The organism is Limnohabitans sp. JirII-29, assembly GCF_003063395.1.
Lineage (GTDB): Bacteria > Pseudomonadota > Gammaproteobacteria > Burkholderiales > Burkholderiaceae_C > Limnohabitans.
Map to the genome: position 1 here is coordinate 355,359 of NZ_NESB01000001.1, position 25,393 is coordinate 380,751.

The following is a 25,393-nucleotide window of genomic DNA, read 5'->3' on the forward strand; positions in this document are numbered from 1 at the left end:
CGCGCAGTCTGCGGTAGGCTAGTGCGCTTGGCCTGAATTTTAAGGGCCAGCTTGATTGTTTTTTTGCCAAGTTATGCCCACACCCTTTGAAGTTGTCTCTGATGCCACTGTTTTACCCGCCACGGGGCAGATGGTGCGCTACCCCGGCTCACCGTTTGAGCTGTACCAGCCGTACCCGCCTGCGGGCGATCAACCGACGGCGATCACCGAGTTGATCGATGGCATCAACGACGGCGAGGTGTTTCAAACCTTGCTCGGGGTGACGGGCTCGGGCAAGACCTACACCATGGCCAACGTGATCGCCCAATTGGGACGACCGGCCATTATTTTTGCGCCCAACAAAACCTTGGCAGCGCAGCTCTACAGCGAGTTTCGTGAGTTTTTTCCCAACAACGCGGTGGAGTATTTCGTCAGCTACTACGACTACTACCAGCCCGAGGCCTATGTGCCACAGCGTGATTTGTTCATTGAGAAAGACAGTGCCATCAACGAGCACATCGAACAAATGCGTTTGAGTTGCACCAAGAGCATCTTGGAGCGCCGTGATGTGATTGTGGTGGCCACGGTGTCGGCCATCTACGGTATTGGCGAGCCCGAGAGCTACCACCAGATGATCATGACGCTGCGTGCTGGTGACAAGGTGGGCCAACGCGATGCGATTGCTCAGTTGGTGCGCATGCAGTACGAGCGCAACGACCACGACTTCGCGCGTGGCAAGTTCCGTGTGCGGGGCGACACGATCGATGTGTTCCCCGCTGAACACTCGGAGTTGGCGATTCGCATTGAGTTGTTTGACGACGAGATCGAGAGCTTGCAGTTGTTTGATCCGCTGACCGGACGCATTCGGCAAAAAATCCCGCGTTTCACGATTTACCCATCGAGCCATTACGTGACCCCGCGTGACCGGGTGCTGGCAGCGGTCGAGACCATCAAGGTGGAGTTGGCGCAGCGCCTGAAAGAACTGGTCGGCATGAACAAGTTGGTGGAGGCGCAACGCCTGGAGCAACGCACCCGGTTTGACTTGGAAATGCTGTCTGAGGTAGGCCACTGCAAAGGCATTGAGAACTACACCCGTCATTTATCGGGCGCAGCCCCCGGTGCGCCACCCAGCACCTTGACCGATTACATGCCCAAAGACGCGCTGATGTTTTTGGACGAAAGCCACGTGATGATTGGTCAACTCGGGGGCATGTACAACGGCGACCGGGCACGCAAAACCACCTTGGTGGAGTACGGGTTTCGCTTGCCCAGCGCCTTGGACAACCGTCCCCTGAAGCTGGAAGAGTTTGAAAAACGCATGCGCCAAGTGGTGTTTGTGTCGGCCACACCTGCTGATTACGAGAAGACCCACGCAGGCCGTGTGGTGGAGCAACTGGTACGTCCGACGGGTTTGGTCGACCCCTTGGTCGAAGTGCGACCCGCCACGCACCAAGTGGACGATGTGCTGCAAGAAATTCGCATCCGCGTCGACTTGAAAGAGCGTGTCTTGATCACCACGCTGACCAAGCGAATGGCTGAGCAGCTCACCGATTACTTGACCGACAACGGCGTCAAAGTGCGCTACTTGCACAGCGACATTGACACGGTGGAACGCGTGGAAATTCTGCGAGATCTGCGTCTGGGCACTTTTGATGTGCTGGTGGGCATCAACTTGTTGCGTGAAGGCATTGACTTGCCCGAGGTGTCTTTGGTGGCGATTTTGGACGCCGACAAGGAGGGCTTTTTGCGCTCAGAGCGTAGCTTGATTCAGACCATTGGCCGGGCGGCTCGTAACCTGAGTGGCAAAGCCATTTTGTACGCTGACCGCATGACTGAGTCGATGAAAAAAGCGATTGGCGAAACCGAGCGTCGCCGAGTCAAGCAGATTGCGCACAACGAAGCCCATGGCATCACGCCACGCGGGGTGTTCAAGCAAGTACGCGATTTGATCGATGGCGTTTACAGCGAAAAAGCGGGCAAAGAGGCGCAGGCCCGAGAGATTCAAAAGGCGAAGGTCGAGGACATGAGCGAGCGCGATGTGGCCAAAGAGATCAAGCGATTGGAAAAGCTCATGATGGAGCACGCACGCAACTTGGAGTTCGAAAATGCGGCTCGTGTGCGCGACCAGTTGGCCTCGTTGCGCGAGCAGGCTTTTGGTGGTGCAGGTCACGACAATGTGGTGGTGTTGGCGCAAAAGGCCTGATGGCCGCGATGTTAGGGTTTACGCCTGACTTTTGTCGTCGACAGATCGGCAGGGGAGCAGAGTACCTGAGCAAATCAATGGGGTTTATGGTATAGTTGACTCTATTAGTCGACAAAGGCCTCACCCCTGAAAGGAGCTTGCCATGCGTCTCACCACCAAAGGTCGTTTTGCTGTGACCGCCATGATTGATTTGGCCTTGCGCCAAAACAACGGGCCCGTCACCTTGGCGGCCATCAGCCAGCGCCAACAAATTTCGCTGTCTTACCTGGAGCAGCTGTTTGGCAAGCTGCGTCGCCATGATCTGGTCGAGTCCACCCGCGGCCCTGGCGGTGGTTATTCGCTAGGTCGCAAGGCGGCGGACATCACCGTGGCCGACATCATCGTGTCGGTGGACGAGCCGATCGATGCCACCCACTGCGGCGGCAAAGAAAACTGCTTGGGCGAAACAGGCCGCTGCATGACCCACGAGTTGTGGGCATCGTTGAACCAGCGCATGGTCGAGTTTTTAGACTCCGTCACCTTGCAAAAACTGGTCGACGAACAATTGGCCAAGGGCGTGGAAATTGAAAACAAACCTGCGATCCGCCGTGCCATCTCCAGCATGCCTGTCGTGAAGCCTATCCGTGTGAACGCCCCCAATTCGGTGTTTGCCTTGGGCAACGCCTTCGCCAAAAGCTAACCCCTTTTTTTCAGAGCTCGTATCCACATGACGCCTCATTTCCCGATTTATCTCGACTACGCTTCAACCAACCCCGTTGACCCACGCGTGGTCGACGCAATGATTCCATGGTTGCGTGAGAGCTTTGGCAACCCCGCATCCCGCAGCCACGCTTGGGGCTGGGCGGCCGAAGAAGCTGTTGAAAAAGCCCGCGCTGATGTGGCTGCCTTGATTGGTGCTGACCCACGCGAAATTGTGTGGACGTCGGGTGCCACCGAGTCCAACAACCTGGCCTTGAAAGGTGCTGCACACTTTTACAAGTCCAAGGGCAAGCACTTGATCACCGTCAAGACCGAGCACAAGGCGGTGCTGGACACCATGCGCGAGTTGGAGCGTCAAGGCTTTGAGGTGAGCTACCTCGACGTGCAAGAAGACGGCATGTTGAACATGGACGTGCTCAAGGCGGCCATTCGCCCAGACACGATTTTGATCAGTGTCATGCACGTCAACAACGAAATCGGTGTGATCCAAGACATCACGGCGATTGGCCAGTTGTGTCGCGAAAAAGGCATCATCTTCCACGTTGATGCGGCGCAATCCACGGGCAAGGTAGAGATCGACATGCAGACCTTGCCGGTCGATTTGATGAGCTTGGCCTCACACAAAACTTATGGCCCCAAAGGCATTGGTGCCTTGTACGTGCGTCGTAAACCACGTGTGCGTTTGGAAGCCCAGATGCACGGGGGTGGTCATGAGCGCGGCATGCGCAGCGGCACCTTGCCCACGCACCAGTGTGTGGGTATGGGAGAAGCCTTCCGTTTGGCCAAACTTGAAATGGCGCAAGACGTGGCCAAGGCCCGTGCCTTGCAAAAACGCTTGCTCGACGGTTTGACTGACATGGAGCAAGTGTTTGTCAACGGCAACCTCGAACACCGCGTGCCCCACAACCTCAACATCAGCTTCAACTATGTGGAAGGTGAGTCACTCATCATGGGCATCAAAGGTTTGGCGGTCTCATCAGGCTCTGCCTGCACCTCGGCCAGCTTGGAACCCAGCTATGTGCTGCGTGCCTTGGGCCGCAGCGACGAGTTGGCCCACAGCAGTTTGCGCATGACGATTGGCCGCTTCTCCACCGAAGAAGAAATCGATTACGCCATTGCCACCATCCGTGAGAACGTGGGTAAGTTGCGCGACTTGAGCCCCTTGTGGGACATGTACAAAGACGGCATTGACATCAGCACCATCCAATGGGCTGCGCATTAAACAATAGACGGGAGTTACACCATGGCATACAGCGAAAAGGTCATTGACCACTATGAAAACCCCCGCAACGTGGGCTCGTTTGACAAGGGCGACGAATCTGTGGGCACCGGCATGGTCGGTGCACCAGCTTGCGGCGACGTGATGAAGTTGCAAATCAAGGTCAACCCGGTTACCGGTGTGATCGAAGATGCACGTTTCAAAACTTATGGCTGTGGCTCAGCCATTGCGTCTAGCTCGTTGGTGACTGAATGGGTCAAGGGCAAAACCCTGGACCAAGCGGCTGCTTTGAAAAACAGCGAGATCGCTGAAGAGCTCGCACTGCCGCCCGTGAAAATTCACTGCTCCATCTTGGCTGAAGACGCCATCAAGGCCGCCGTGGATGACTACAAAAAGAAACACGCCCACTGATTCACTGAGAACCAAGATGTCCGTCACTTTGACAGAAGCCGCTGCACGGCACGTCACTCGTTACTTGGCCAAACGTGGCAAAGGCGTTGGCGTCCGTTTAGGCGTCAAAACCACCGGTTGCTCTGGCTTGGCCTACAAGCTGGAGTACGTGGACGAATCCTCGCCGGAGGACGTGATTTTTGAAGACCACGGCGTCAAGGTGTTGGTCGATCCCAAAAGCTTGGCCTACATCGATGGCACGCAGTTGGACTTTGTGCGCGAAGGCTTGAACGAAGGTTTCAAGTTCATCAATCCGAATGAACGCGACCGCTGCGGCTGCGGTGAGTCGTTCCGGATCTGACGTGAGCGCCTCAGACCTGCCGCTGTCTGTGCAGCTGGCCGTCAACGACTTTGTGCTGTTTGATCTTCCGCAACGCTTTGCCCAAACCCGTGCAGAGCTCGACACCCGTTGGAAAGATTTACAGCGCGAAGCGCATCCCGATAAATTTTCTGCTCAGGGCACAGCGGCGCAACGCGTGGCCATGCAATGGTCGGTGCGCATCAATGAGGCGTACCAGCGCCTGAAAGATCCACTGCGCCGTGCTGCCTACTTGTGTGAGTTAGGCGGTGCGCCTATCCAAGCGGAAAACAATACCGCCATGCCCACCGCTTTTTTGATGCAGCAAATGAGCTGGCGTGAAGCTTTGGATGAGGCCACTGACCTGGCGACTTTGGAGACCCTGCACGACGAAGTCAAGCTTGCCCACCAAGAGGGCCTGAGCCGTTGTGAACACTGCATTGATGTGATCCATGATTTACCTCAGGCTGCACAAGAGGTGAGGGCGCTGATGTTCATTGAGCGCTTTGCCAAAGACATTGAACAGCGGCTCGATGCACTCGATGCCCGATAAGACAAACCAAGCCTAAAAGCGACAATACACACCATGGCTTTGTTACAAATTTCAGAACCCGGTCAGGCCCCCGATCCACACCAGCGGCGAATTGCGGTGGGCATTGACCTGGGCACCACTCACTCGTTGGTTGCCAGCGTGCGCCATGGCGTGGCCGAGTGCCTGCCCGACAGCGAGGGCGAGGTGATCTTGCCCTCCGCGGTGCGTTACCTAGAGGGCGATGGCCGTCAAATTGGCCGTGTGGCCTTGCTCGCGCAAGCCGATGACCCACAAAACACCTTGGTGTCGGTCAAACGATTCATGGGTCGGGGTGTGGCCGATATTGCCAACCGCGACAAACTGCCTTACCAATTTGTCGACAAGCCAGGCATGCTGGCTATTCATACCCGTGCCGGTGATAAATCCCCTGTCGAGGTGAGTGCTGAAATTCTGGCCACCTTGCGTTTCCGTGCTGAAGACACTTTCAACGACGACCTGTATGGTGCCGTGATCACCGTGCCTGCGTACTTTGACGATGCGCAGCGCCAAGCCACCAAAGACGCAGCGCAATTGGCAGGCTTGAATGTGCTGCGTTTGATCAATGAGCCCACAGCGGCCGCCATTGCTTATGGCTTGGACCAAGCCAGCGAAGGTGTGTATGCCGTGTACGACTTGGGCGGCGGCACGTTTGATATTTCGATTCTGCGTCTCACCCGTGGGGTGTTTGAGGTGCTCGCGACGGGCGGTGATTCCGCTTTGGGCGGGGATGACTATGACCGCGCCTTGGCTGACCATGTGCAAACAGCCACAGGCTGTCGTATTGACACACCCGCCGACAAAGCGCGTGTGATGGTGGCTGCACGCGCTTGCAAAGAGGCCTTGTCGTCCAGCATGTCCGTCACGTTTGCCGTGTCACTGTCTAGCGGTGATGTGACGCACACGGTGTCGCGTGCTGAATTCGAAGGAGCCACGGCTGCGCTCACACAACGTACCCTGGCGGCGGTGCGCAAAGCTTTGCGCGATGCCAAGCTCAGCAAAGACGATGTGCAAGGCGTGGTCATGGTGGGTGGTTCAACCCGGATGCCACAAATTCAGTCGGCGGTCGAGGCCTTGCTGGGGCGTGTGCCCTTGAACAACCTGAACCCAGATGAAGTTGTTGCCTTGGGTGCTGCCATTCAGGCGAACCAATTGGCTGGGAACAACCCGGACGGAGAGCTGTTGTTGCTGGATGTGATTCCCTTGTCCCTGGGAATCGAGACCATGGGTGGTTTGGTCGAGCGCATCGTGCCGCGCAACCAAACCATTCCTACCGCCATGGCGCAAGACTTCACCACGTACCAAGATGGTCAAACTGCGCTGGCCTTGCATGTGGTGCAAGGTGAGCGCGATCTGGTGACCGATTGCCGCAGTTTGGCCCGTTTTGAGTTGCGCGGAATCCCACCCATGGCCGCTGGCGCTGCACGCATCCGTGTGACCTTCACGGTCGATGCTGACGGTTTGCTCAGCGTGGCAGCCCGCGAACAAATGAGTGGCGTGGAGGCGAGTATCACCGTCAAGCCAAGCTATGGCTTGTCGGACGATCAAATTGCCCACATGCTGCAAGATAGTTTCAAAACGGCTGAACAAGACATCCAAGCACGTGCCTTGGTGGAAGCTCGGGTCGATGCCGATCGCATGTGGCTGGCTACCCAAAGTGCGTTGCAAGCCGATGGTGACTTGTTGTCATCAGAGTCACGCGCGAACATTGAAGCGTTGATGGCAGCGACCCTGGCGGCTAAACAGTTGCCGGACGCTGCCGCCATTGAAGCTGCCACTGAAGCACTGGCCAAGGGTACCGAGGCCTTTGCCGCACAACGTATGAACCGTGGAATCCAGCATGCCTTGGCTGGTCAAAACATCGAGACTTTGTAATGCCTGTTATCAAAATTTTGCCCCATGCCGAACTTTGCCCACAGGGTACCGAGATCCAGGTGGCTTCGGGCAGCACCATTTGCGAAGCCTTGTTGGAAAACGACATCCACATTGAACATGCCTGCGACATGAGCTGCGCCTGCACCACCTGCCACGTGGTGGTGCGTGAGGGGTTCAACTCGCTCAACGACTTGGAAGAGACCGAAGAAGACTTGCTTGATCGCGCCTGGGGCTTGGAGCCTAATTCGCGCTTGAGTTGTCAAGCCATCGTGGCGCAAAAAAATCTGGTGATTGAAATTCCAAAATACACCATCAACCACGCCAAAGAAAACCACTGACCATGCGTCAAATTTTTCTAGACACCGAAACCACCGGCCTGTCGGCAGAGGCTGGTGATCGAATCATTGAAATTGGTTGTGTCGAGCTCGTCAATCGCAAGCTTACAGGCAACAACTTGCATTTTTATTTGAACCCAGAGCGAGACAGCCACGAAGACGCACTCAAGGTGCACGGCATCAGCAATGAGTTCTTGCGCGACAAACCCAAATTTGTTGAAGTGGCTCAGCAGTTGGTCGATTACCTGCAAGACGCCGAAGTGCTGATTCACAACGCACCATTTGATGTGAGCTTCCTCAACAAAGAGCTGGGGCAAGTGGGACACAAACCGTTCACAAGCTATGTGAGCAGCATCACCGACACGTTGGTGATGGCCAAGGAAATGTTCCCAGGTAAACGTAACTCACTGGATTCATTGTGCGATCGCTTGGAAGTGGACAACTCTGGACGTACTTTGCACGGAGCCTTGCTCGATGCCGAACTGTTGGCCGACGTCTACATCAACATGACGCGTGGGCAAGATGCCTTGTTGATGGAGGCGGAGAGCACCGATGACCAAAGCCGTACCACCGAATATGTGGACCTGAGTGGCTTTGAGCTGCCCGTGATCACAGCGTCTGAACAAGAGCGCTTACAACATAGCGAGGTGCTCGTTCAATTGGATAAGTCGAGCGGTGGACAAACTGTTTGGCGAAAATTCGAAAATCTTGTGGCATAATATTGATCTTTCCAGAGATGGAATAGGGCGGTTAGCTCAGGGGTAGAGCACTGCATTCACACTGCAGGGGTCACAAGTTCGAAACTTGTACTGCCCACCAAAACACCCATGAAACAAAGCACCTAGAGGAAACTCTCGGTGCTTTTTTCTTTACATCACCTACTGTGCCAATTCGCGCAATTGGCAATCGGAGCAGAGATGAAAAAAATCGGAATGATCGGTATCGGCATGATGGGCCATGGCATTGCCTCCAACCTGCTCAAGCATGGTCAAAGCTTGTCTGTGCTGGAGCATCCGGGTAATCAGCCCCTTGATACGTTACGAGCTCATGGAGCTCAAACATTCAAAACGCCGAAAGAGTTGGCTGCACATTCCGATCTGGTGATCTTGTGTGTCACGGGCACGCCTCAAGTCGAGGCGGTGTTGATGGGTGAAGACGGTGTGTTGAAAGGGATGCAGCCTGGAACCATCGTCATTGATTGCTCTACGGCAGTACCGTCTTCTACTGAAAAAGTCGCTGAGTTGGTGATGGCCAGTGGCGGTAAATTTTTAGATGCACCCATGACCCGAACTCCCAAGGAGGCAGCGGAAGGTCGGTTGAACTTACTGGTGGGTGGGGATGTGGCCTTGTTTGAAGAGTGCAAGCACATCTTGTCGTGTTTTGCAGAGAATATTGTGCATGTGGGGGCCATCGGGGCAGGTCACCGTATGAAACTGTTGCACAACTATGTCTCGCTGGGCTCCGTGACCTTGCTGGCTGAAGCTGCCGCATGTGCTGAGCTTGCGGGTGTCAACGCACAAACATTTGTGGATGTGTTGGCGATGGGGGGAGGTTGGGGCGCCGCCTTGGAGCGCTTGAAACCATTTTTAGTTTCAGGAGATCCCTCGGGTTTGCGTTTTACTTTGGCGAATGCACTCAAGGATTTGAGTTACTACAACGCCATGGCGCAGGACACGCAAGCCGATCACACGGTGGCTGACGCCGTCAAGCGCACGCTGGAGATAGCTTGCACACAAGGCGATCCGCAATCGCTGATGCCGCAGATCATTCCCTTGTTCGTGCAACGAAAATCGAACGCATCTTGACGTAGGCCGTTATCGAGGGGTAGAGAATTCTTTGTGCGGTAGCGGCCAATTGATTGTGGGAATCTGGTTGAGTCCAGGTTCTGCGTACAGATTACCTTGAAACCAATGAACGCCCGCTGACTCCAGCCATTGCCAGTCTTCCTGGTTTTCGATACCTTCGGCGATTACCCGTATACCAAGGCAGATACAAAACTCGACGATGGCGCGTACGATAGCTTGGCGCGGGCCGTTTGCTGCGACGCCTTGAATAATTTTTTTGTCTATTTTCAATATGTCTGGCTGAAATTCCGCCAACAAAGATAGCCCCGCATAGCCTGCACCGAAATCATCAATAGCGATTTGGATGCCTGATGCGCGCAGTTGGCGCACCATATTTTGAAACAGCAGGGGATTGGCGATGGCCTCTTCCTCAGTCAGTTCCACGATCAACTGCTCGGGTTTGATGCCGCAGGTCCGTATTTGTTTGATCAAGAAACTTACCGCTTCAGGCGCATTCGTCAGCGATTTAGGTAAGAGGTTAACGGCGAGTCGGCAGCGGACCCCCAGTTGTGCCGCACGCTGGATGGCATCTGCTTTTGACTCAAGATCAAAGCGGTGAACATCTGCGGTTGATACACCATTGAGAAAGTCCATTGCCAGCTCTCCTGTGGGTCCTCTGATCAGAGCCTCAAAAGCAACCACCTCTCCAGAGCTCGTCTCTACGATGGGCTGAAAAGCAAACGATATGGGTATGGGTGTTGTGGATGTCGTACTCTGACTTTGAGTGATGGGGGGCGAGAAATCATGTGTACGCCAAGGAGGCGGGGTATGCGTTGGCGTTGACCTCCAACGGCCTTGAATAAATGCATCAAGAATTCGACTCGTGCGGTCATCAAAGTTTAAATACGCGGCGATCAGATCCGAAGGCACGGCTTTGACTGGCAGTCCATTTCCCGAATATTTTGAAGCCGGTACCCATTGCATGGACCATTGGTCGAACCGTCTCAGATGGATGGGGTGAACAGAGACGAGCACCACCTCTGTGTGTCTGTCATCACTTTGAATGCGGGCGAATAATCGTTCAACCTCACGGGTTGGTCCTTCTAGCACCTGCATAAAGTATTTGTCCGCGTACAACAAAATGCCTGTGATGTTTAAGCTCTTGTTATTGAGTTGGGAGGTTGAAACGATTTTCTCTAACTCAACGTCGCTGAGATCGGTGAGTGCATGACTGCGGTAAATGAGTTGAGACAGCATAGGAACAACCTGTGGTGAAAGTCGTGGACATCACCTAAGTTGATGTAATTACTTTGTGCGCAATGCTGATGTTGTTTTTTCCGCTATTTTTTGCTTCATACATGGCCATGTCGGCATTGCTCATCAGGTCAGCTTCGTTGTCACCGTGGTCTGGAAACAAGGCAATGCCAATGCTGGCACTTGTTGAGAGATGGGCCCCTTCGAAAAGGATAGGGCTACTGATGGCATGTCGAATTTTCTCTGCCACTTGGAGCACATCTGCTTCTGATTCGATGTTTGGCAGGATCACTACAAATTCATCTCCACCGATTCGACCCAGCGTATCTGACTTACGAATGCACGAACGCATTCTGGATGCAACTTCTTTCAGAGCAAAGTCTCCTGCGTTATGGCTGTGTGAGTCATTGATCGTTTTCAAATTATCCAGATCAATGAACATCACAGCGAACTTTGTTTTTTGTTGCTTGGCATTTTCTAAAGAAACAACCAGTCGATCCGCAATCAAAATGCGATTAGGGAGTTCTGTCAGAACATCATGATGTGCCATGAAACTGACCCGCGCATTTTTTCGATAAATATGCAAAAACAACAAAATGCCAACAATCAAGGTTACCAGTGTGAAACCCGTAGTGATTAAGACGCCACTCAAACTTTTATACCAGTTGGCCAAATACAGGTCTTTGGACATGATGCTGCCAACGACAAATGGATAACCCGAGACGGCACGAAAAGATACCATGCGCTCTGCGGGTTGATTTCTCGAATAAACCGACGGTGCGTCAGTCAGAATCACACCGCCCCGTTTGGTTGAATTTAACGATGACTGTATCAATTGGTTTGTGTTGATCGTGCCAATTGCATGGTTCACGAACGGCCAACGTGTCAGCAGCATATTGTCATCTCTGAACAGCGAAATCGATGAGCCTTCGCCCAGGTTGATGCCTACTTGCTCATAGAGCGATGAGAAAATTTCGACTGACACGCCAACAAGAACAAGCCCTAAAAATTGTCCATGGCTGTTATTGACTCTGCGGGCCAGATAGAACACCCATTTCCCATTGCCTTTGTTTTGGACGGGGGCACTGAAATAAGTTTTCTCGTAATTGTTTTTGCTTAGAAATATAAAGTAATCCCTGTCCGACAAATCAATATTTGGGGGCGGGTAAGCGCGTGAAAAATTGATGACTTTTCCATGGCTGTCTACAAATGTTGAGACATCGATGATGGCGTTAGATTTGGTTTTGGCGAGTAATAGTTCAAATTGTTCTTTTTTACTTGCAAACTCAACGAATGCTTTCTCGGATTCAATCTTGGAAAGCTCAACAATGTCGAGTACGCTTTCTAGCGCCGCGTTTGCTGAAAATATGGTTTGGGAAGCATGTTCAGACAAGATGAAAGTCAGATTCGCCAACTCATCTGATTTGTCTTTGATGGTGTTCTCGCGCAACAGATAAGTCGTCAAAAATGCATTGATCAAGAAAATAATTGCCAATGCAACGCCCGCAGTTACAACCAAACGCGAGGTTCGTTGTATGTTTGAACTTGATTCAAAACTCGGGTCTATCATGGGCGTTTTTTGCCTCGTACTTGGAGTAAGTATTAAAATAATTGTAGCTATAAATATAGTATATTTGTCAACAATATCATAAATATGATAGTTTAATTTTGTTGCTTTTGAGGCTTGATGGATCGGTTAAAAGTGTTCATTCTGAAATACATATTTGACACGTCTAGCAATAATTTCAAAAGGAGAAGGAAATGCTGACTACCGGACAGTTTCTTGTGCATCAAGCACGTTCTACTTGGCATGTATCACCAGATCAAACCGTTAAACAGGCCCTTGTTTTAATGGCTGAAAAAAACATAGGTGCGGTTTTGGTGCTTTCTCAAGGGGCGCTGGTGGGCATTTTTTCTGAGCGGGACTACGCGCGAAAAGTAACCTTGTTTGGTAAATCAAGCGATACAACACAGGTGCGAGATGTCATGACAGCTGATGTGATCACGATCGATGCATCACAAAAAATGGACAAATGCATGCAAATCATGACAGACCGTCACATTCGCCATTTGCCAGTTCTTAAAGATGGTCAACTGATCGGTGTGATCTCAATCGGTGATGTGGTCCGTGAAATGATGGCGCATCAAAAATATCTGATTGATCAGCTTGAGTCGTACATACGCGGCTGAACTAAAACGCATCTCAAGGAGGTTCTTTTGTCTCAACGTTTGAAGAATTCTGTAGCCATCGTCACAGGTGCAAGCCGAGGCATTGGTCGTTCAATTGCGCAAGCCTACGCTAGGGAGGGGGCATTGCTTTGTTTGGTGGCAAGAGACAAACTTTCCCTTGAGCAATTGGCAGACGAGTTGGCGTTGCCTGCAAACCGCATCATGACCCTGGCCTTGGACGTCACTGACCGAGCTGCATCGTTCAACGCGGTGCATCAGGTGGAGGCCAGATTCGGCCATGTTGATATCTTGGTCAACAACGCCGGTGTTTACAAATCCAAATCTTTTCTGAACTACACCCCCGACGACTTTCAAGACATGTTGGATGTCAATTTGTTTGGTGTGATTCACTTCACCCAAGCTTGCTTGCCGGGCATGCAGGCACGCCAGCACGGGCGCATCATCAACATGGCTTCAACCGCTGGCAAATGGGGGTCGCGCAATCAAAGCGCGTACAACATCAGCAAACACGCTGTGGTGGGTTTGACGCGGTGTGTTGCGCTGGAGGCCAGCTCTTACAACGTCACTGTCAACGCCATCTGTCCTGGTTTTGTCCAGACAGATATGTTGGAGGAACTCAAGGCGCAAGCCGCGCAAAGTGCGGGAGCTTCCGCTGAAGAGTTTGTCAAAGCCGCACTGGCGCGTGTGCCTTTGGGGCGAATGATGACGACGCAAGAGATTGCTGGCATGGCGGTTTATTTGGGATCGTCTGAATCCAGCGGCATGACGGGGCAGTCTATTCACATCGATGGGGGGATGGTGTTTTGAGTTCGATTGAATTCTTTCAAGCTCCATCAACAGTTTTTTTGCATCCATAAATTTACACCTTGACTTAAAATCGCCATTGCACGCAAGCCTTGTGTGCAATGGGAGCATGCGATGGGGATATCACACACGGATGAAGGATTGGTCACACGCGCGGAGTTGGATGCCCTCTTTAGCGAAGAAGAAACTGCATCTGATGTAGAGCTGATGTCTGCGCGTGCAGCCAGCCATTTGCCCTCGGCCGTCGACACGTGGTTCAAGTTTCGAAACTTGTTTCTCTTATCTGTGGTTTTCTCATACTGCATCAAGTTGCTTTTCTTCTCACACGTTGCAGTCTCAAACTATCAGTCTCACATGAGCGATGAGACATTCGTTCGGTACTTCCAGTATCGAGCGCTCTTTGTGATTGCCATCACCGTGTTCTATCTTTACAGCTATCTCAGAAATTGGTTTTTTGAAAAAGTGTCACTCGTCTTTGTTGGCGTTGGCGCAACGGCGCTGGCGATGGACTATTTCAATGCCTACGTTTATTTGAGCGAGAACCCGACGCAGTGGATGCGGGATTGATTGCGTTGCGCTTGGGCGCTATTTTTTGTTTGTTGATGAATGCGATGAACGCGCGCAGAGCACCCGCGATGCCTCGCTATCTGTGGTCTTGATAAAAAATTGGCAATTTCTTGCCAATCTAAATGAAAGTGGTTATCATTTGGGTGTCGGATTCACCAACGATGGACACAACACCCTATGTTTCAAGCACTGCTCATTTGTTTTCGTGAAGGTTTAGAAGCCTTCTTAGTGATTGCCATCGTCACGTTGTACTTGCGTAAAGCCAACAATTTGGCCCTGCTGGGGGCTGTGCGTTGGGGTATGGCCATTGCCGTCATCGGTTGTGCGGGGCTTGGCGTTGTGCTGTCCCGCATCGGGGCTATGTCATCTGCATGGGCTGGTGTGATGGCGTTGATCGCTGCCGTTGCTGTGACTTGGTGCGTGGTCCACATGACCCAGGCAGGCAAAGGCATGGGCCAGCAAATCACCCATCGATTGAACGAAGTGTCTGATTTGCAAGGCCCCACAGCCTGGTGGTCACTTTTCGGCTTTACGATCTTTATGGTCAGCCGTGAGGGCATTGAAACCGCCACCATGATTGCTTCTTTGGCGGCGAATGCCGATGCAGCGGACATGACAGTTGGGTCCGTGATTGGTGTGTTGCTTGCAGGGGTCGTTAGCTTGATGTGGGTCAAGTTTGGTCACAAGGTGAATTTGGGCCGGTTTTTTCGCGTGACCTCATGGTTCATGATGGTCTTTGCGATTCAGTTGGTGGTGTATGCCCTGCATGAATTCACGGAGGCAGGCATGGTGCCCGGTATTGACAATCCACTTTGGCACGCCATGACCGAAGACATTGCAGAAGGTTGGATTGCGCAAATTCTCTCCATTGCCTTGGTTGTGATTCCCACGACTTGGTTGATCGGCGCTCATTTAGCTGATCAACGCATGCTCAAGCATCGTTCGATGGTTTGAGCTAGGTTTTTTTAACTCCATTTTCTTTTTTTGAATAGGCCGTGTTTCACGGTGCAGGATGAAGCTCGCCCTTTTATTTGTGACGTGCATGGTTTGTCTCAGCTTGTCCGCTTGCGGTGGTGGCCAGAGTTCCAATGCGTCGATGAGTTCTGTCGCTTTGATAGGGCAAGAAATTTTTAAAGATGTTTCCTTGTCGGGCTCGGGGCAGATGTCGTGTGCCACTTGCCACGATCCTGATTTGGGTCACGCGTCGCCTTTCACCACGTCTGTGGCGTTCGGTGGTGTCAACTTGGACATGCCTGGCTTGAGATTGCCTCCTGCCATTCGTTACTTGCGTTTCAACACCGCTTTCTACATCGCGTCTGATGGCACACCAACGGGTGGTTTTTTTTGGGATGGACGGGCCAACTCTCTGGCCGAGCAGGCACGCGGCCCATTCTTGAATGACCATGAAATGGCCAACGCCAGCGTGAGTGATGTGGTACGGAAAATTGAAGCAGCGTCCTATGCTCCCAAGTTCAGGGCAGTATTCGGTGCGGATATCTTCAGCAACCCCGATGCCGCATTTGATCGTGTGGTGCAAGCGCTGGCGCGTTATCAGCAAGAAGACACAGATTTCGCGCCTTTTTCTAGCAAGTTTGATGCGGTCAATGCGGGTCGCGCATCTTTCACCGACCAAGAGTTGCGCGGTCTGGCCTGGTTTATCCGTTCAGACAAAGGCAATTGCGCCGCCTGCCATCCGAGCACTAAACCCGACAACGCACCAGCTGCTTTGTTCACAGATTTCAGTTACGACAGTTTGGGCGTTCCGCGCAACAGTGCGATTGTGAGCAACAACGATGTAGCGTTCTTTGACAAGGGCCTGTGCGGACCCGTGCGTACCAATCTGAGCACACGCACTGACTTGTGTGGTGCCTTCAAAGTGCCCAGCTTGCGTAATGTGGCTTTGCGAAAGCATTTCTTTCACAACGGCAAGTTCGACAACTTGCGTGAAGCGATTGAGTTTTACGTGACGCGTGATACCCAGCCACAACTTTGGTATCCCCAAGACCCTCAAGGCAACCTTGTCGTTTACAACGATTTGCCGAGCTTGCTGCGTGGCAATGTCAATGTGACAGAGGCGCCCTACAACCGCACGCGCGGCCAAACTGCCGCATTGAACACCCAAGAAATTGACGATTTGTTGGTCTTCTTGTCCACTTTGACCGATGGTTTTTTCTCTCCTTGAGACGCTTAAAGGCTTATCCATGTACTCCCTGACCTCGCGAATTTTCCCGATTTCTTGCATCGCCGCTGCCGCCTTGGCACTGTGCGGTCCAGCTCAGGCTCAGACCACCTCAGAACTGGTGCAAGAGCTGCGTCAATTGCGTGACGAGTTGCGTGCCGTTCGCGCTGAATTGGATGTAGTCAAGCGACAACAAAACTCCGCTTCTGTGCAAACAGCAGCTGTTGTCGTGCAAGCCCCTGGCGCACAAGTTGTGCCGATCTCTAGTGCAACCACCCAACCAATGACATCAACCACGATGGTGGCTGGCGATGCATCGCCCAGCGGGGTCAGCTTGTTTGGCTACGGCGAACTCAGCATGAGTCGCCCCCGTGGCAATGCTGCTGGTGCGGTCGCCACGGCAAGACGCGGTGTGTTGGGCTTTGCTTATCGCTTCAACGATCGCACCCGCATGGCGGCCGAATTGGAAATTGAAAATGCGGTGGTATCTGCCAGTGACCAAGGTGAAGTTGCGTTTGAGCAGCTCTACATTGAGCACGACATCGACGAACGTTTGAGTGCCAAGGTTGGCCTCTTTCTCTTGCCTGTTGGCTACATGAACGAAACGCATGAGCCCACACGTTATTACGGCGTCCACCGCAACTTGGTGGAGACAGCCATCATCCCCAGCACGTGGCGTGAGTTGGGCGTTGGCTTGCGTGGTACCCATGCCTCGGGGATCCGTTGGGATGCCGGTGTGGTCACCGGCTTTGACCTGACCAAGTGGTCTAGCGACAGCAGCGAAACCAAAGCTTCGCCTTTGGGGGCCATTCACCAAGAAGGTCAGCAGGCCAAAGCTGCTACCTTGGCCACTTATGGTGCGCTCAACTACGACGGTATTCCAGGCGTCAACTTCGGGGGTAGTTTGTACAACGGAGGTGCTGGGCAGAAGCAAGCAGACTTCGCCTCACCCAGCGCCAGTGTGACCTTGGCAGAAGTCCATGCGCGCTGGCAACCAGGCAAATGGGACGTGTCCACCCTGGCTGCTTCAGGGCGCTTTCATGATGTGGAGGCTTTCAACGCCACGGCCACAGGCATCAGCAACCCTGTGCCCAGTCAGTTCAGAGGCTGGTATGGACAAGCTGCCTACCGGCTCTGGAAGCAGGGTGACTACAGCCTTGTACCTTTTGTGCGTTACGAAAAACTCAACACAGCACTTGCTTATGCGGGCGTACCCACTGGTTTAGCGCCCAGCATTGACCCTGATACCCGCGTCTGGACCTTGGGTGCCAGCTATTACTTGCACCCTCAGGTAGTGCTCAAGATTGACACCCAGCGCTACCTTAACAACAGCGCGCTGGACAAACTCAATATGGGCGTGGGTTTCCACTTCTGACATGCGTCGTTCTCAGATTTCTCGACGCCAAGTGTTGCAACACGTTGCCAAGGCAAGCCTAGGAAGTTTGGGCTTGTCGGCAGCCTCTTCATTTGCGGCCGAATTCATGACCTTGGAGCAGGCGCGTTTGTTGGTCTTGCCGCAAGCTCACGTGTTCTCATTGCGACCGATTGCATTCAACGATGCGACGCTCAGTGCCATCGCTCAAGCCAGCCAGACCCGCATACCGCGCGGTTTCAATCCGCAGTGTTGGCAGGGTGTGGCTTCTGATGCCGTGTGTGGATGGGTCATGGCAGACCGAGTGATCGGCAAATACGACATCATCGATTACGTTGTCGGGTTCAACCTTGTGGGGGCAGTTAGCGGCATGGAAGTCACTGCCTACCGTGAGTCACATGGCGCCGAGATCCGCAATGCGGCATGGCGTCAGCAGTTTTCAGGTCGTAAAGGGCCAGCTCAATTGCGTTTTGGTGACGATATTCGCAACATCTCAGGCGCCACGCTGTCGTGCCAGCATGTGACCGAGGGCGTGCAGCGCTTGAGCGCATTGGCCGCTCTGTTGACAGCGACGAAAACCGGGGCTTGATGTGCTGTGGCAACGTGCGCGTCCACTGTTGGGTACCTTGGTGTCCATCTACGTCCGCACACCCGAAGTGACATCGCTCGTGGATGCCGATGTCCGTGTGGCCATGGAGGCCGCCTTTGACGTCATAGCGCACATTGGGCGAGTGATGAGCGCGCACCAACCAGAGTCTGACTTGGCGCGCTTGAGCCGAGCCACGCCGGCGTCGAATCTGACATTGGATCCGCATACAGTGGCCGTGCTGACCTGTGCACAACATTGGCAACGTGTCTCAGGCGGTGCATTCGATCCGTCAACGGCTGCTGTGCGTTTGTTGCAGAAGGGTTGGCGTCCTGGCTTGTCCATGACCACGCCTTCTTCAGGCGTTGGGTTGCAAGCATTGCGTGTGTTGTCTGCCACCTCCGTGCGTGTTGACCATGCGCTCTGTCTGGATCTGGGGGGAATTGCCAAAGGCTATGCCGTCGATCAGGCGGTGGCTGTTCTCACGCAACATGGCATCACCTCGGCGCTGGTCAATGCAGGTGGGGACATGCGTGCCATAGGCCCCCACGTATGGCGCTTAGACGTGCGCCATGCCGATCGGTCTGTGCGTGATCGCCAGATGTGTGGTTTACGCGGGTTGTGTCACGCGGCAGTGGCAACCTCTGTGGCGGGTGTGAATAACCCAGAGTTTGTGGCATCCATTGCGTCGATGCGCAGATCGACAGCCTGGCAGAGTGCCACCGTGCAGGCACACGACTGTTTGACGGCAGATGTGTTGACCAAGTGGGCCTTGCAATCTTCCCGTGTGTGCCCATCCTTGACAACCAATTTGCGCAAACACGGTGCGCGCATGTGGAGAAGCCTATGAAGCGTTCGAAACATATGTCTGGCTGGAGCCCTGCCACGTGGCGTTGGATGGTCGCGGCGGTTGTGCTGATGTGGGCAAGTGGTGTGCTTTTGTACCTATGGCCTGCAGAGTCCGTGATGGAGATGCGTGATTGGCAAGTGCATCTGCGTCATGCTTCGGTGGTGTTGCATGGTGTTTTAACCTGGTTGCTGTGCGTGTTGTGTGGTCGAGGCTTGTGGCCTCATTTACGCGTCATGTGGCAGCGCCGTGAGCAACGTGCGCACTGGATATGGGGTGTGCTCAGTTTTGTGGGACTGAGCTTTGTGGCCGGAGCCGGGGTGTTATTGCTCTATGGCAGCCCAAGTCTTCACGACACTGTGTCAGCGGCCCACTGGTGGGTGGGTGTTGCGTTGCCTTTGCTGATGTTGGCGCATGTGTGGCGTCGTTTCATCCCCACACGCGCCTGATGTTCAGTGCCCCGCACACCAGCGGTAAAAAGCTCTTTTCGCCACTTCTACAACGCACAGATACATCAGCACCATCGCTGCCAAGATGCCATAGAAAAATGCGGGCGGCGCCACAAATCCCAAATGTGTGCCCAGCGTTGTGAATGGCAAAGCAACGGCGATCAGAACTACTGCCAACGATGTCAGCGTCAGCAGCGGGTGTGCCCTGCTTTTGAAAGGGTTACCTCGGGTTCGGATCACAAAAATGACCAGCACTTGCGTGCACAGCGACTCCACAAACCAACCCGTTTGAAACAACGCTTCCTCCGCGTGCAACACTTCTAACAGCACATAAAACGTCAGAAAGTCAAAGGCTGAACTGATGGGGCCAATTACCAGCATGAAGTTGCGGATGAAATCCAAGTTCAACACACGGGGGCGGGCTGTTTCTTGTGCGTCGACCTGATCCAGGGGGATTGGAATTTCTGACACGTCGTACAAAATGTTGTTCAACAGAATCTGCGTTGGCAACATCGGCAAAAACGGCAAAAACAGAGCGGCGCCTGCCATGCTGAACATGTTGCCGAAATTCGAGCTGGTGCCCATCATGATGTATTTCATGATGTTGCCAAATGTGCGTCGCCCCTCTAGCACGCCGGCGTGCAACACATTCAGGTCTTGCTTGAGCAAGATCATGTCCGCTGCGGCCTTGGCCACATCAACCGCCGAATCCACAGACAAGCCCACATCCGCCGCATGCAGTGAGGGAGCGTCGTTGATACCGTCGCCCATGTAACCCACCACGTGTCCACTGGCTTTCAGCGCCAAAATCACCCGTTGCTTTTGCCCCGGATTCACGCGACAAAATAAATTGGCTGTTAGCACCCGACGCTGTAGCGTGGGATTGTCGAGCTGTTCAATTTCTTTGCCTGTCAGCACGCCGATGACTGGCAGACCCAATTGCGCGCACACATGTCGTGTCACCAAGTCGCTATCGCCGGTGACCACCTTGATGGCAACGCCCACACGCTGCAGCTCCGCCAAAGCATGGGCTGCGCTCGCTTTGGGTGGGTCAAGGAATGCGGCAAACCCTGCCAGCACCAAGTCTGATTCGTCGTTCACCACCGCATGGGCGTGATCGCGAGGGACTTCACGCCAAGCAATCCCCAGCACACGCAGCCCCTCTGCTTCCAGCGCGTGATAGCGAGCTTGAATTTCTTGCATGGCTGCATCACGCATGGGTTGACGTGTTTGTGTGACAGGGTCCTCAAACTGGGTGCACACGCGCACCATGTCTTCTGCCGCGCCTTTGACCACCAACCAGCGTTTGCTGCCATCGTCAATCAACACAGATACACAGCGACGCTCAAAGTCGAAAGGAATTTCATCCACCTTGTGCCAAGGCGTGACATCTATGTGATCACACGCCAGGATCGCTTCATCTAAGGGGCTCTTGAGACCTGTTTCAAAAAAGCTGTTCAAGTAGGCCAAGGTCAAGACATGCTGGCTGTCATCGCCTTGCACGTTGATGTGGCGTTCCAGACGAATTTTGGCTTCGGTCAACGTACCAGTTTTGTCTGTACACAGCACATCCATCGAGCCCAAGTCCTGTATAGCAGTTTGTCGCTTCACAATCATTTGCAGCTTGGCCAGACGGATGGCACCACGCGACAAAGTGACCGACACGACCATCGGCAATAACTCTGGCGTCAGCCCGACAGCCAATGCCACTGCAAACAAAAAAGACTCCAGCCACGGTTTGTGAAACCAAGCATTGACGAGCAAAACAAACAACACCATCACCACCGTCAGCCACATGATCAGCATGCCAAAGCGTCGCGTGCCATGTTCAAACGAAGAGGCTTGCGCAGGTTTTTGGATACTGTCTGAAATTTCCCCCATGGCCGTTGCGGCCCCAGTTCTCATCACCCTGACTTTGGCGCTTCCACCGACGACCGAGGTCCCCATGAACACCGCATGGGTGGCCTCTTGCAGATCACCCGCCGGGGTGCTCAGCAAGCCAGCATGTTTCTCAACTGGAAATGCCTCACCCGTGAGCAGCGATTGGTTGACAAAAAAATCACGGGCTTCCAATACCAACGCGTCCGCTGGAATGAGATCTCCCGCATGCAAGGTACACAGGTCTCCTGGCACCACTTCTCGCACAGGGATATCGACTTCTTGTCCATCACGCCATACCTTGGCACGCACAGACACCGATTGCCGCAATTTGTCAGCCGCAGCATTGGCACGAAACTCCTGCACAAAATCCAAGGTCACACTCAACATCACAATCACACTGATGATGGCAAAGTTCGTGACCTCTCCGGTCATGGCCGATACCGAACTCGCCAACAGCAAAACCACAACCAACGGATTTTTAAATCGAGACAAGAACTGACGCAGCAAGGTGTGGTGATCATCGGGATGAAAAACATTGGGACCAAACTTCGCCAACTGCGCTGCGCTTTGTGCATTCGTCAGTCCTTGTGCGGGTGTGTCTGTTTCAGCCGTGCTCTGGATGGCAGACCACCATGGGTCTGATGCCTGCTGTGTGTGTCGAGCATTTCTGGCGTGTGTCATGGCTTGAGCTTAACCAGTACGACCTTGCTGATGCACTTCAAAATTTTTCATCTGTGTCGAAATCAGCCTGATTTTTCTCATACAATGCTGTCTTGCATTTCATACTGCACGCGGGAATAGCTCAGTTGGTAGAGCGCAACCTTGCCAAGGTTGAGGTCGCGAGTTCGAGCCTCGTTTCCCGCTCCAATACAAAAGCCCCTGAAACTTGAAGTTTCAGGGGCTTTTTTCATGGCTTTTTTACTTGGGCAGTTTGCCGCCGCTCTTCATGCATTCATCCATGGTTTTGAACTCTGTGAATTTCTTTGTGCGTTCGTAATGTGGGCTGCTCTTGTCGTGACAGAGCCCTGATTCAGACTTCTTCACGGGATCGGCAGCAGCGCTTGGTGCACCGGCAGGTGCTTTGCCTCCACTCTTCATGCACTCGTCCATCGATGCGAAGGCTGTGAACTTTTTGGTGTTGCCATATGACGGACTGGATTTGTCATGACAAATTCCGGCGTCTGATTTTTTCACAGCAGCTTCAGTTGGGGCCGCTTCTTTTTTGTCGGCCGCGTAGGTCGTTGCCATGCATGTGCCCAGCAGCAATGCGGCAAACAGTCGAGAAATTTGGTGATTCATGAGGATTTCCTTTTTGTGCTTAAGCAGTAGTGATGGGTGCTTACTTTACCGAGCTCTGTGTAGGTCTTCTATCATTGCTAACGATTGGTAGTTAAGCATTCTTTTCTAAAACACCAAGAGGTGCTGTTGCCTGTCAGAGGTAAAATCAAAGCTTAGCTTGACAAGCCAACCAAGACACCGCCCGAGTGGTGAAATAGGTAGACACAAGAGACTTAAAATCTCTCGCTTTCCGCAAGGGGCGTACCGGTTCGATTCCGGTCTCGGGCACCATTCAATAGGCACCAAAGAAGGAGTTTCGTCATGGCACGTTACAACGCCGCGTATGAAATTCATGTGCACGGTCAGGTACCTTTGCGTGCCGATGTTGGGTTTGATCAGTTGCAAGACGCGTTGCGCCCGCTATGGAAATACGCTGGGGCTTTGTCACTCGAAGACGGCGCTGTCAGTGCCTACCCTGAAGAGCCAGGCATTCGCTTTGACGCACATGAGCATTGGCTACAGATGTGTTGGACCGTGCCTGGTGATGACGACTTTCGTCAAAGTTTGGACGAAATGTGCATGAGCTTGAACGAGCTCACGTCTGCAGGAGCCGCCATTGAAGTGACCTTCTACGACAACCAGTTTGACGACGACGAAGGCCCTTCAGGAGAAGACGCCAAAGATGACTTCGTCATGCTGTTTGTTGGGCCCACCCCGGCTGACATCATGCAAGCCCAGCGTGACATGTTGGTCAACGATGTGATTCACCTGATGGAGCGTCACTTTGATGGCTCTGAATTGGGCGGTGTGGTGCAGGAGATCGACAAGTTGTTCTCCGAGCGCTTTGACAACTTGGTCAACTCGCTGGATCTGGGCAAACCGCCCCGCGGCAATGGCGGCGGGCATGGTGGCTCAGGCCATGGTGGACGTAAGCCGCGTCATCTTCACTGAAACACAAGCACCCACACAAAAAAACGGCCTCTGATCAGAGGCCGTTTTGATTTGGGCGAAAAATTCTTTACCCAGCCGTCACGCCAATGCCTTTGAACTCGCCGGTGGCAATGCGTTTTTCCCATTCAGCAGGGCCCGTGATGTGCGCGCTGGTGCCCCCTGCATCCACCGCCACAGTGACAGGCATATCCACCACATCAAACTCGTAAATCGCTTCCATGCCGAGGTCGGCAAAGCCCACCACTTCAGCGTGTTTGATGGCCTTGGATACCAAGTAGGCAGCGCCGCCTACGGCCATCAAGTAAGCCGACTTGTGCTTCTTGATGGCTTCAATGGCAGTGGGGCCACGCTCAGCCTTGCCCACCATCGAGATCAGGCCGGTTTGCGCCAGCATCATCTCGGTGAACTTGTCCATGCGGGTGGCTGTGGTGGGGCCTGCGGGGCCCACCGCTTCATCGCCGACTGGATCCACCGGGCCCACGTAATAGATCACGCGGTTGGTGAAGTCCACAGGCAGCTTCTCGCCTTTGGCCAACATGTCTTGAATACGCTTGTGAGCCGCGTCGCGACCGGTCAACATCTTGCCGTTGAGCAGCAAGGTCTGGCCGGGTTTCCAGCTGGCCACTTCGTCTTTGGTCAAGGTGTTGAGGTCCACACGCTTGCTCTTTTGTGTGTCGGGTGTCCAGTTCACGTTGGGCCACAGATCCAGCGAGGGCGGGGTGAGGTACACCGGGCCCGATCCATCCATCACAAAGTGTGCGTGGCGCGTGGCGGCACAGTTGGGAATCATGGCAATCGGCTTGCTGGCCGCGTGGGTGGGATACATCTTGATCTTCACATCCAGCACGGTGGTCAAGCCACCCAAGCCTTGCGCACCAATGCCCAGTGCGTTGACCTTGTGGTAGAGCTCCAAGCGCAATTCGTCGACTTGGCTGAGCTTGTCGCCTTTGCTGGACCTCTCCAACAACTGGTACATGTCCAGGTCGTCCATCAGGCTTTCTTTGGCCATCAGCACCGCTTTTTCAGCGGTGCCGCCAATGCCAATGCCCAGCATGCCGGGTGGGCACCAACCCGCGCCCATGGTCGGCACGGTTTTGAGCACCCAGTCGACCACGCTGTCGCTGGGATTGAGCATGTACATCTTGGATTTGTTTTCGCTGCCGCCACCCTTGGCCGCCACGGTCACGTCGACCTTGTTGCCGGGGACCAGCTCGGTGAAGATCACGGCCGGTGTGTTGTCTTTGGTGTTCTTGCGGGCGAACTGAGGGTCGGCCACGACCGACGCACGCAGCATGTTGTCGGGGTGGTTGTAGCCACGACGCACGCCTTCGTTGATGGCGTCGTCCACGCTGCCGCTGAAACCTTCCCAGCGCACATCCATGCCGATCTTCAAGAACACGTTGACGATGCCAGTGTCTTGGCAAATCGGGCGATGACCGGTGGCGCTCATCTTGCTGTTGGTCAAGATTTGGGCGATTGCGTCCTTGGCTGCCGGGCTTTGTTCGCGCTCGTAGGCGCGGGCCAAGTGCGCAATGTAATCAGCGGGGTGGTAGTAGCTGATGTATTGCAGTGCCGCAGCAACCGACTCAATCAGGTCTTCTTGGCGAATCGTGGTCATGGTTTAA

General features: G+C 53.6%; 25 protein-coding genes and 3 tRNA genes. 23 read left to right on the plus strand and 5 right to left on the minus strand.

The window, feature by feature from the left end; all coding sequences use genetic code 11:
* Positions 1-73: 73 nt before the first annotated feature.
* From uvrB to B9Z39_RS01780, 11 genes are all read left to right on the plus strand, one after another.
* A complete protein-coding gene (gene uvrB / locus B9Z39_RS01730) occupies positions 74-2,182 on the plus strand; it encodes an excinuclease ABC subunit UvrB (protein ID WP_100146062.1) in 2,109 nt (702 codons plus the stop codon).
* 142 nt (positions 2,183-2,324) lie between these two features.
* Positions 2,325-2,861, plus strand: a complete 537-nt coding sequence (iscR, locus tag B9Z39_RS01735; protein WP_100146060.1) for a Fe-S cluster assembly transcriptional regulator IscR — start codon at positions 2,325-2,327, stop codon at positions 2,859-2,861.
* Between the two features lie 21 nt (positions 2,862-2,882).
* Positions 2,883-4,103, plus strand: a complete 1,221-nt coding sequence (locus B9Z39_RS01740) for an IscS subfamily cysteine desulfurase (protein ID WP_100146058.1) — start codon at positions 2,883-2,885, stop codon at positions 4,101-4,103.
* A gap of 21 nt (positions 4,104-4,124) precedes the next feature.
* On the plus strand, positions 4,125-4,511 hold the full coding sequence (gene iscU, locus B9Z39_RS01745; protein ID WP_100146056.1) for a Fe-S cluster assembly scaffold IscU: 387 nt from the start codon (positions 4,125-4,127) through the stop codon (positions 4,509-4,511).
* Between the two features lie 16 nt (positions 4,512-4,527).
* Positions 4,528-4,851 (plus strand): iron-sulfur cluster assembly protein IscA, encoded by a 324-nt coding sequence (iscA, locus tag B9Z39_RS01750; RefSeq protein ID WP_100146054.1) that lies wholly within the window; start codon positions 4,528-4,530, stop codon positions 4,849-4,851.
* A gap of 28 nt (positions 4,852-4,879) precedes the next feature.
* On the plus strand, positions 4,880-5,401 hold the full coding sequence (gene hscB, locus B9Z39_RS01755; RefSeq protein ID WP_108300625.1) for a Fe-S protein assembly co-chaperone HscB: 522 nt from the start codon (positions 4,880-4,882) through the stop codon (positions 5,399-5,401).
* A 33-nt stretch (positions 5,402-5,434) separates the two neighbouring features.
* Positions 5,435-7,291 carry a Fe-S protein assembly chaperone HscA gene (hscA, locus tag B9Z39_RS01760; RefSeq protein ID WP_108300494.1) on the plus strand — a complete coding sequence of 619 codons (1,857 nt, stop codon included), beginning with the start codon at positions 5,435-5,437 and terminating at the stop codon, positions 7,289-7,291.
* A complete protein-coding gene (gene fdx, locus B9Z39_RS01765; RefSeq protein WP_108300495.1) occupies positions 7,291-7,629 on the plus strand; it encodes an ISC system 2Fe-2S type ferredoxin in 339 nt (112 codons plus the stop codon). The genes hscA and fdx overlap by 1 nt, the downstream gene beginning before the upstream one ends.
* 2 nt (positions 7,630-7,631) lie before the next feature.
* Positions 7,632-8,345: a DNA polymerase III subunit epsilon gene (dnaQ, locus tag B9Z39_RS01770; protein ID WP_100146048.1), complete on the plus strand. Its 714-nt coding sequence runs from the start codon at positions 7,632-7,634 to the stop codon at positions 8,343-8,345.
* A gap of 25 nt (positions 8,346-8,370) precedes the next feature.
* Positions 8,371-8,445 (plus strand) — tRNA-Val (locus B9Z39_RS01775).
* A gap of 98 nt (positions 8,446-8,543) precedes the next feature.
* The gene (locus tag B9Z39_RS01780; RefSeq protein ID WP_108300496.1) at positions 8,544-9,431 is read left to right on the plus strand and encodes an NAD(P)-dependent oxidoreductase; all 888 of its coding nucleotides are present in this window, start codon (positions 8,544-8,546) and stop codon (positions 9,429-9,431) included.
* Positions 9,432-9,440: 9 nt separating this feature from the next.
* On the opposite strand, the gene B9Z39_RS01785 is transcribed toward B9Z39_RS01780, so the two are convergent.
* Together B9Z39_RS01785 and B9Z39_RS01790 are read right to left on the minus strand one after the other, a co-directional pair.
* Complete coding sequence (locus B9Z39_RS01785; protein WP_108300497.1) at positions 9,441-10,667, minus strand: diguanylate phosphodiesterase; 1,227 nt, start codon at positions 10,665-10,667, stop codon at positions 9,441-9,443.
* 34 nt (positions 10,668-10,701) lie between these two features.
* Positions 10,702-12,234: a sensor domain-containing diguanylate cyclase gene (locus tag B9Z39_RS01790; RefSeq protein ID WP_233248894.1), complete on the minus strand. Its 1,533-nt coding sequence runs from the start codon at positions 12,232-12,234 to the stop codon at positions 10,702-10,704.
* A 191-nt stretch (positions 12,235-12,425) separates the two neighbouring features.
* On the opposite strand from B9Z39_RS01790, the gene B9Z39_RS01795 reads away from it, so the two are divergent.
* The 9 genes from B9Z39_RS01795 (at position 12,426) to B9Z39_RS01835 (ending at position 19,658) form a co-directional block, all read left to right on the plus strand.
* The gene (locus B9Z39_RS01795; protein WP_108300498.1) at positions 12,426-12,854 is read left to right on the plus strand and encodes a CBS domain-containing protein; all 429 of its coding nucleotides are present in this window, start codon (positions 12,426-12,428) and stop codon (positions 12,852-12,854) included.
* Positions 12,855-12,881: 27 nt separating this feature from the next.
* Positions 12,882-13,661: an SDR family NAD(P)-dependent oxidoreductase gene (locus tag B9Z39_RS01800; protein ID WP_100146042.1), complete on the plus strand. Its 780-nt coding sequence runs from the start codon at positions 12,882-12,884 to the stop codon at positions 13,659-13,661.
* A 111-nt stretch (positions 13,662-13,772) separates the two neighbouring features.
* Positions 13,773-14,225 (plus strand): hypothetical protein, encoded by a 453-nt coding sequence (locus B9Z39_RS01805; RefSeq protein ID WP_108300499.1) that lies wholly within the window; start codon positions 13,773-13,775, stop codon positions 14,223-14,225.
* 177 nt (positions 14,226-14,402) lie between these two features.
* Positions 14,403-15,179 (plus strand): FTR1 family protein, encoded by a 777-nt coding sequence (locus B9Z39_RS01810; protein WP_100146038.1) that lies wholly within the window; start codon positions 14,403-14,405, stop codon positions 15,177-15,179.
* 142 nt (positions 15,180-15,321) lie between these two features.
* Positions 15,322-16,407, plus strand: a complete 1,086-nt coding sequence (locus B9Z39_RS01815; RefSeq protein WP_233248895.1) for a cytochrome-c peroxidase — start codon at positions 15,322-15,324, stop codon at positions 16,405-16,407.
* A gap of 19 nt (positions 16,408-16,426) precedes the next feature.
* Positions 16,427-17,779 carry a hypothetical protein gene (locus tag B9Z39_RS01820; protein ID WP_108300501.1) on the plus strand — a complete coding sequence of 451 codons (1,353 nt, stop codon included), beginning with the start codon at positions 16,427-16,429 and terminating at the stop codon, positions 17,777-17,779.
* Position 17,780: 1 nt separating this feature from the next.
* The gene (locus B9Z39_RS01825) at positions 17,781-18,365 is read left to right on the plus strand and encodes an FMN-binding protein (protein ID WP_108300502.1); all 585 of its coding nucleotides are present in this window, start codon (positions 17,781-17,783) and stop codon (positions 18,363-18,365) included.
* A 1-nt stretch (position 18,366) separates the two neighbouring features.
* The gene (locus B9Z39_RS01830) at positions 18,367-19,212 is read left to right on the plus strand and encodes an FAD:protein FMN transferase (RefSeq protein WP_108300503.1); all 846 of its coding nucleotides are present in this window, start codon (positions 18,367-18,369) and stop codon (positions 19,210-19,212) included.
* A complete protein-coding gene (locus tag B9Z39_RS01835; protein WP_108300504.1) occupies positions 19,209-19,658 on the plus strand; it encodes a hypothetical protein in 450 nt (149 codons plus the stop codon). Before B9Z39_RS01830 ends, B9Z39_RS01835 begins: the two co-directional genes overlap by 4 nt.
* Before the next feature lie 3 nt (positions 19,659-19,661).
* On the opposite strand, the gene mgtA is transcribed toward B9Z39_RS01835, so the two are convergent.
* Entirely contained in the window at positions 19,662-22,220 is a 2,559-nt protein-coding gene (mgtA, locus tag B9Z39_RS01840) for a magnesium-translocating P-type ATPase (RefSeq protein ID WP_108300505.1), read from the minus strand.
* Between the two features lie 110 nt (positions 22,221-22,330).
* On the opposite strand from mgtA, the gene B9Z39_RS01845 reads away from it, so the two are divergent.
* Positions 22,331-22,406 (plus strand) — tRNA-Gly (locus tag B9Z39_RS01845).
* Positions 22,407-22,457: 51 nt separating this feature from the next.
* Here the strand turns inward: B9Z39_RS01845 and B9Z39_RS17050 are convergent.
* Positions 22,458-22,838, minus strand: a complete 381-nt coding sequence (locus B9Z39_RS17050) for a hypothetical protein (protein ID WP_199172944.1) — start codon at positions 22,836-22,838, stop codon at positions 22,458-22,460.
* 179 nt (positions 22,839-23,017) lie between these two features.
* On the opposite strand from B9Z39_RS17050, the gene B9Z39_RS01855 reads away from it, so the two are divergent.
* Positions 23,018-23,108, plus strand: a tRNA-Leu gene (locus B9Z39_RS01855).
* 30 nt (positions 23,109-23,138) lie between these two features.
* Positions 23,139-23,768, plus strand: a complete 630-nt coding sequence (locus B9Z39_RS01860) for a DUF6806 family protein (protein ID WP_108300506.1) — start codon at positions 23,139-23,141, stop codon at positions 23,766-23,768.
* A gap of 67 nt (positions 23,769-23,835) precedes the next feature.
* On the opposite strand, the gene B9Z39_RS01865 is transcribed toward B9Z39_RS01860, so the two are convergent.
* Positions 23,836-25,386 (minus strand): fumarate hydratase, encoded by a 1,551-nt coding sequence (locus tag B9Z39_RS01865; protein ID WP_100146024.1) that lies wholly within the window; start codon positions 25,384-25,386, stop codon positions 23,836-23,838.
* Between the last annotated feature and the right edge of the window lie 7 nt (positions 25,387-25,393).

What these genes read in the sequence shown, in the direction of transcription:
- hscA (WP_108300494.1), top strand. Translation starts at nt 5,435, where the DNA reads ATGGCTTTGTTACAAATTTCAGAACCCGGTCAGGCCCCCGATCCACAC.
- B9Z39_RS01780 (WP_108300496.1), top strand. Translation starts at nt 8,544, where the DNA reads ATGAAAAAAATCGGAATGATCGGTATCGGCATGATGGGCCATGGCATT.
- iscU (WP_100146056.1), top strand. Translation starts at nt 4,125, where the DNA reads ATGGCATACAGCGAAAAGGTCATTGACCACTATGAAAACCCCCGCAAC.
- dnaQ (WP_100146048.1), top strand. Translation starts at nt 7,632, where the DNA reads ATGCGTCAAATTTTTCTAGACACCGAAACCACCGGCCTGTCGGCAGAG.
- B9Z39_RS01790 (WP_233248894.1), bottom strand. Translation starts at nt 12,234, where the DNA reads ATGATAGACCCGAGTTTTGAATCAAGTTCAAACATACAACGAACCTCG.
- B9Z39_RS01795 (WP_108300498.1), top strand. Translation starts at nt 12,426, where the DNA reads ATGCTGACTACCGGACAGTTTCTTGTGCATCAAGCACGTTCTACTTGG.
- B9Z39_RS01835 (WP_108300504.1), top strand. Translation starts at nt 19,209, where the DNA reads ATGAAGCGTTCGAAACATATGTCTGGCTGGAGCCCTGCCACGTGGCGT.
- B9Z39_RS01865 (WP_100146024.1), bottom strand. Translation starts at nt 25,386, where the DNA reads ATGACCACGATTCGCCAAGAAGACCTGATTGAGTCGGTTGCTGCGGCA.
- B9Z39_RS01825 (WP_108300502.1), top strand. Translation starts at nt 17,781, where the DNA reads ATGCGTCGTTCTCAGATTTCTCGACGCCAAGTGTTGCAACACGTTGCC.
- uvrB (WP_100146062.1), top strand. Translation starts at nt 74, where the DNA reads ATGCCCACACCCTTTGAAGTTGTCTCTGATGCCACTGTTTTACCCGCC.
- B9Z39_RS01810 (WP_100146038.1), top strand. Translation starts at nt 14,403, where the DNA reads ATGTTTCAAGCACTGCTCATTTGTTTTCGTGAAGGTTTAGAAGCCTTC.
- B9Z39_RS01820 (WP_108300501.1), top strand. Translation starts at nt 16,427, where the DNA reads ATGTACTCCCTGACCTCGCGAATTTTCCCGATTTCTTGCATCGCCGCT.
- mgtA (WP_108300505.1), bottom strand. Translation starts at nt 22,220, where the DNA reads ATGACACACGCCAGAAATGCTCGACACACACAGCAGGCATCAGACCCA.
- B9Z39_RS01860 (WP_108300506.1), top strand. Translation starts at nt 23,139, where the DNA reads ATGGCACGTTACAACGCCGCGTATGAAATTCATGTGCACGGTCAGGTA.
- fdx (WP_108300495.1), top strand. Translation starts at nt 7,291, where the DNA reads ATGCCTGTTATCAAAATTTTGCCCCATGCCGAACTTTGCCCACAGGGT.
- iscA (WP_100146054.1), top strand. Translation starts at nt 4,528, where the DNA reads ATGTCCGTCACTTTGACAGAAGCCGCTGCACGGCACGTCACTCGTTAC.
- B9Z39_RS01805 (WP_108300499.1), top strand. Translation starts at nt 13,773, where the DNA reads ATGGGGATATCACACACGGATGAAGGATTGGTCACACGCGCGGAGTTG.
- B9Z39_RS01815 (WP_233248895.1), top strand. Translation starts at nt 15,322, where the DNA reads ATGAGTTCTGTCGCTTTGATAGGGCAAGAAATTTTTAAAGATGTTTCC.
- iscR (WP_100146060.1), top strand. Translation starts at nt 2,325, where the DNA reads ATGCGTCTCACCACCAAAGGTCGTTTTGCTGTGACCGCCATGATTGAT.
- B9Z39_RS01785 (WP_108300497.1), bottom strand. Translation starts at nt 10,667, where the DNA reads ATGCTGTCTCAACTCATTTACCGCAGTCATGCACTCACCGATCTCAGC.
- B9Z39_RS17050 (WP_199172944.1), bottom strand. Translation starts at nt 22,838, where the DNA reads ATGAATCACCAAATTTCTCGACTGTTTGCCGCATTGCTGCTGGGCACA.